This window comes from Sphingopyxis sp. (assembly GCF_016463645.1).
GTDB lineage: Bacteria > Pseudomonadota > Alphaproteobacteria > Sphingomonadales > Sphingomonadaceae > Sphingopyxis.
The window spans coordinates 1-5,719 of the sequence record NZ_JAEMQX010000178.1 but is presented as its reverse complement, the minus strand read 5'-3'; the positions used below and the strand labels follow the sequence as shown (position 1 = coordinate 5,719).

Below are 5,719 nucleotides of genomic sequence, written 5' to 3'. Positions count from 1 at the left end.
GCGCCGACCGCGGCCATATGGACCTGCCGCGCCTCGAGGACGGCAATGTCGCGCTGCAAGTCCTCGCGAGCACGACCAAGTCGCCGAAGGGCCAGAATTACGACGCCAACAGCGGCGACACCGACAATATCACCGCCCTGGTGATCGCCCAGCTCCAGCCGGCCCGCACGTGGAACTCGCTGCTCGAACGCTCGCTCTGGCACGCCGAAAAGCTGCACCGGGCGATCGCGGCGTCGGCGGGCAAGCTCCGCGCGGTCGATGCGCCCGAGGATATCGACACGCTGCTCGCCCAACGTCGCGGCAAGGCGAAGCCGGTCGGCGCAATGCTGAGCATCGAGGGGTTGCACGGCCTCGACGGTAAACTTGCCAATCTCGACAAGCTCTACACCGCCGGGTTCCGCATGGCGGGGCTGACCCATTTCTTCGACAATGATCTCGCCGGATCGATGCACGGGCTGAAGAAAGGCGGGCTGACCCCCTTCGGCCGGCAGGTCGTCGAGACGATGGAGGCGAAGGGCATGATCGTCGACATCGCGCATTGCTCGGCCGCCTGCGTCGCCGATATCCTGAAGATCGCGCGCCGTCCCGTCGTGTCGAGCCACGGCGGCGTGCAGGCGACATGCAAGGTCAACCGCAACCTCAGCGATGAACAGATCAGGGGCGTCGCCGCAACCGGCGGTCTCGTCGGCATCGGATACTGGGACGCCGCGGTGTGCGATACTTCGCCCGCAAGCATCGCAAGGGCGATGAAACATGTCCGCGACCTCGTCGGCATCCGCCATGTCGCGCTCGGCAGCGACTATGACGGCGCGACGACCGTGCGCTTCGACACGTCGAAGCTTGTCCAGGTGACGCAGGCACTGATCGACGCGGGCTTCAGCGACGACGAGATCCGCGCCGCGATGGGCGGCAACGCGATCCGCGTGCTGAAGGCGGGGCTCGTGCCGCTCACGCCGCCCCCTTCCGTCACGGCGGCGCCATGATCCGCCTCGACGGCCATGAGCGCATCGAGGGCGCCCTGCGCGGCGGGGTGATCGCACTCGGCAATTTCGACGGCTTTCACGCGGGGCACCAGGCTGTCGTCGGCCGCGCCGTCCATCATGCGAAGGACGAGGGGCTGCCCGCGATCGTCGCGACCTTCGACCCGCATCCGGTGCGCTTCTTCAAGCCCGACGTGCCGCCTTTCCGTCTCACCACGCTCGACCAGCGGCAGGAACTCTTCGCCGCCGCGGGCGCCGGCGCGATGCTTGTCCTGCCGTTCGACGCGACGCTCGCGGGCACGACGGCCGAGGATTTCATCACCGCGCTGCTGCTCGATCGCTACGGCGCCGCGGGCGTCGTCACCGGCGCCGACTTCGTGTTCGGCAAGGGCCGTGGCGGCGATGTCGTCACCCTCGCCGACCATGCCCGCCGCCTCGGCTTCTTCACCGAAATGGTCGCGCCGGTCGACGACGCCGAGGAAGTCATTTCGTCGAGCCGCATCCGCGAGGCGCTGCAGGCGGGCGACTGCGCCACCGCGACGCGCCTGCTCACGCGCCCCTTCACCGTGCGTGGGCGGGTTCGGCACGGCGACAAGAACGGCCGCCTGCTCGGCTTTCCGACCGCGAACCTCGAAATGGGGCAATATCTGCGCCCGCGTTACGGCATCTATGCCGTCACCGGACGGCTTCCCGACGGACGCGTGCTGAAGGGCGCCGCGAACCTCGGCATCCGCCCGAGCTTCGACCCGCCGAAGGAATTGCTCGAACCGCATTTCTTCGATTTCGAGGGCGATCTCTACGGACAGGAAATCGACGTCGCCTTCCACGCCTTCATCCGGCCCGAGGCGAAGTTCGGGGATATGGACGCGCTGATGGCGCAGATTTCGGCGGATTGCGACGAGGCGAAGCGGTTGTTGCGCGATATCTGAATCATCGTCACGCCGGACTTGATCCGGGGTGACGCAATTTGGGAGGGGGCAGATGACGGACGATACCGACGACTGGGCGTCAGCCCTCGAAGGCCCGAAGAAAAAGCCGATGCGCCGCGGCACGAAGATATTCCTCTGGCTCTTCGCCGCACTGGTCGCCTGGCTCACCCTGTCGAACGCGAGCTTCCTCGCCCCCGATCCGGCGGGCAAGCCGAAGCTGATCGCGCACCGCGGCGTCTATCATCTCTACGACAAGCGCGCCGCCGCCGGCCGCGACACCTGCACCGCGGCGCATGCGCTGCCGCCGCAACATGATGTGTTCGAGAATACCCCCGCATCGATGCGCTGGGCGGTCGGGCTCGGCGCCGCGATGGTCGAGGTCGACGTCGCGCCGACGAAGGACGGGCGCATGGTCCTCTTCCACGACTGGACCGTCGATTGCCGGACGAACGGCAAGGGCGAGACGCGCGACCTGACGCTGGCGCAATTGAAGGCGCTCGACATCGGCTATGGCTATACCGCCGACGGCGGGAAGAGCTTTCCCCTGCGCGGCAAGGGCGTCGGCAAGATGCCGACGGTCGAGGAAGGCCTCGCGGCGCTCCCCGTCCATCCGATCCTCTTCAACTTCAAGTCGAACGACGCCGCCGAGGCCGACCGGCTGTTCGCGATCCTGAAAGCCGCGGGCCGCGACAGCCAAAAGATCGGCGACGCCTTCTACGGCGGCGAACGTCCTGTGGAGCGGATGCGCGAACTCCTGCCTGCCAACTGGTCCTTCGACCTCAAGGGCGGAGCGAAGGCGTGCACCAAGGATTATTTGACGTACGGCTGGACCGGCATCGTCCCCGAAAGCTGCCGGAACGGCGTGATCGCGATCCCGATCAACTATCAATGGGCCTTCTGGGGCTGGCCCGACCGGCTGATCCAGCGGATGGACAGCGTCGGCGCGCGGGTCATCGTGCTGGGCCCCCATGAAAGCGGCAAGTCGAACGAGGGCCTGACGACACCGCAGCAGCTCGCCAGAGTGCCCGCGAGCTTCAACGGCTATATCTGGGTCGAGGACATCCGCGAGGTCGGGCCCGCGCTGCGGCCGCGGCAGAAATAGGTTCACGCAGAGACGCGGAGGCGCGGAGAAGGAAGAAAGGAGATTGGCGGCTCGCCGTGCCATTCTTCTCAACTCGGCGATCTCTGCGTCCTCTGCGCGAATCTTTCTCTCCGCGTCTCCGCGTCTCCGCGTGAACCTTTGCGCCGCCGCAAAACTGCGCTAAGCGCCGCCACCATGACCGACACGCCCTCCACCGCCGAGCAGCGCGACTATCGCGACACCGTCTTCCTGCCCAAGACCGACTTTCCGATGAAGGCCGGCCTGCCGCAGAAGGAGCCGCTGATTCTGGCGAAATGGATCGAGGGCAATCTGGAGGGGCAGATTCGCGAGAGCCGCAAGGGCCGCGACCAGTTCATCCTCCACGACGGCCCGCCTTACGCGAATGGCGACATGCATATCGGCCATGCGCTCAACCATATCCTGAAGGACATGGTCGTCCGCACCCAGACGCTGAAGGGCAAGGACGCGCCCTACGTCCCCGGCTGGGACTGCCACGGTCTGCCGATCGAGTGGAAGGTCGAGGAGCAGTATCGCAAGAAGAAGCTCAACAAGGACGAGGTTCCGGTCGAGGAATTCCGCGCCGAATGCCGCGCCTATGCGCAGCATTGGGTCGACACCCAGCGCGAGCAGCTGAAGCGCCTCGGCATCGGCGGCGACTGGGACCATCCGTATCTGACGATGGATTATGAGGCCGAAGCCACCATCGTGCGCGAACTGCTCAAATTCGCCGCGAACGACATGCTCTATCGCGGCGCCAAGCCGGTGATGTGGTCGCCGGTCGAAAAGACCGCGCTCGCCGAGGCCGAGATCGAATATGAGGATATCGTCTCGACCCAGATCGATGTGGCATTCGAGATCGTCGAGAGCCCGATCGCCGAGCTGGTCGGCGCGCATGCGGTGATCTGGACGACAACCCCGTGGACGATCCCGGTCAACCAGGCTTTGGCCTATGGACCGGAGGTCGATTATGTTCTCGTAGAAGCGGCAACGCAAAACGAGATCGACGAAGGCAATTCATTCCGCCAATTCTTGGTCGCCGAACCACTGTTGAGCGAGTTTATGCGTCGCGGCGCCTTCGTACTGCAACCCAAGGTCAGCGACCCGATCAAAGGCTCCGACCTCGCCGGCACCATCGCCCGCCACCCGATGCACGCGCTCGGCGGCTTCTTCGCGCGTCCGCGCCCCTTCCTTGCGGGCGATTTCGTCACCACCGACAGCGGCACGGGGCTTGTCCATATGGCGCCCGATCACGGCGAGGACGACTTCGATCTGTGCAAGGCGAACGGGCTCGACCCCGTCTTCGCGGTCGAGGGCGACGGCAAGTATCGCGAGGACTGGGGCTGGCTCGGCGGACAGGGCTCGGTGATCAACCCCAGGTTCAACGCCCCCGATGGCCCGATCTGCACCGACCTGCGCGAGGCCGGTGCCCTCCTCGCCGCCAGCGCCGACTACAAGCACAGCTATCCGCATAGCTGGCGCTCGAAGGCCAAGGTCATCTATCGCTGCACGCCGCAATGGTTCGTGCCGATGGACAAGGTGATGACGCATATCGAGCCCAAGACCCCGCGCGAAAAGCGCTGGGAGAATGAGGGCGGCGCGATCAACCCGGCCGAGGAGGATCTCTGCGCCGCGCCGACGCTGCGGCAGGCGGCGATGCGGGCGATCGACGACACGCGCTTCGTTCCCGCCAAGGGCCGCAACCGCATCGGATCGATGGTCGAGGGGCGCCCCGACTGGGTGCTAAGCCGCCAGCGTGCTTGGGGCGTGCCGATCACGTTGTTCGTCGACCGCAAGACCGGCCATTATCTCAATGACCCCATCGTCAACGACCGCATCGTCGCCGCGGTGCGGACAAGCGGCGTCGACGCATGGTCGGACGCGCGCGCGCAGGAATATCTGGGCGATAGTTACAACGCCGCCGATTACGAACGCATCACCGACATTCTCGACGTCTGGTTCGATTCGGGCTGCACCCACGCCTTCGTCCTCGAAAGCGGCAAATGGCCGCATCTCGTCCGCCACGACGGCTCGACGCACAGCGCCGACCTCTATCTGGAGGGCAGCGACCAGCATCGCGGCTGGTTCCAGTCGTCGCTGCTCGAAAGCTGCGGGACGCGCGGGCAGGCGCCGTACAAGGCGGTGCTGACGCACGGCTTCACGATGGACGCCAAGGGCTTCAAGATGTCGAAGTCGCTCGGCAACACGATCAGCCCGATCGACCTGATGCGCGACTATGGCGCCGACATCCTGCGCCTGTGGGCGCTGAGCGTGGACTTCACCGAAGACCACCGCATCGGCAAGGAAATCCTGACCGGCGTCGCCGACCAGTATCGCAAGCTGCGCAACACCTTCCGCTACCTCCTGGGCGCGCTCGACGGGTTCGGCGAAGAGGAACGCATCACCGACGTCGCTGCCATGCCCGAGCTCGAACGCTATATGCTGTCGCTGCTTGCCGACCTCGACGCGAAGATGGCGCAGGCGGTCGATGATTTCGACTACAACACATACACGCGCCTGCTCGCCGATTTCTGCAACGAGGATCTGTCGGCCTTCTATTTCGACATCCGCAAGGACGTCCTCTACTGCGACCTCGGCCCCGCCGCGCCGCTCGGCACCGATACGCGCCGCGCGTACCGCAGCGTGCTCGATGTGCTGTTCCACGCGCTCGTCCGCTACGCCGCGCCGGTGCTGGTGTTCACCAGCGAAGA

At 65.9% G+C, this 5,719-nt stretch carries 4 protein-coding genes; all 4 read left to right on the top strand.

Features of this window, described 5'->3' with window-relative positions; translation table 11 throughout:
- Positions 1–983 (top strand): dipeptidase (locus tag JHC57_RS20625; RefSeq protein WP_294032462.1); only part of this gene is annotated, 983 nt, incomplete at its 5' end.
- On the top strand, positions 980–1,909 hold the full coding sequence (locus tag JHC57_RS20620; protein WP_294032461.1) for a bifunctional riboflavin kinase/FAD synthetase: 930 nt from the start codon (positions 980–982) through the stop codon (positions 1,907–1,909). The genes JHC57_RS20625 and JHC57_RS20620, both read left to right, overlap by 4 nt.
- A gap of 52 nt (positions 1,910–1,961) precedes the next feature.
- Entirely contained in the window at positions 1,962–3,011 is a 1,050-nt protein-coding gene (locus JHC57_RS20615) for a glycerophosphodiester phosphodiesterase family protein (protein ID WP_294032460.1), read from the top strand.
- A gap of 174 nt (positions 3,012–3,185) precedes the next feature.
- The coding region (gene ileS / locus JHC57_RS20610; RefSeq protein WP_294032459.1) for an isoleucine--tRNA ligase at positions 3,186–5,719 on the top strand (2,534 nt) is incomplete at its 3' end.

Coding starts and splice junctions, on each gene's coding strand:
- JHC57_RS20615 (WP_294032460.1), top strand. CDS start 1,962: ATGACGGACGATACCGACGACTGGGCGTCAGCCCTCGAAGGCCCGAAG.
- JHC57_RS20620 (WP_294032461.1), top strand. CDS start 980: ATGATCCGCCTCGACGGCCATGAGCGCATCGAGGGCGCCCTGCGCGGC.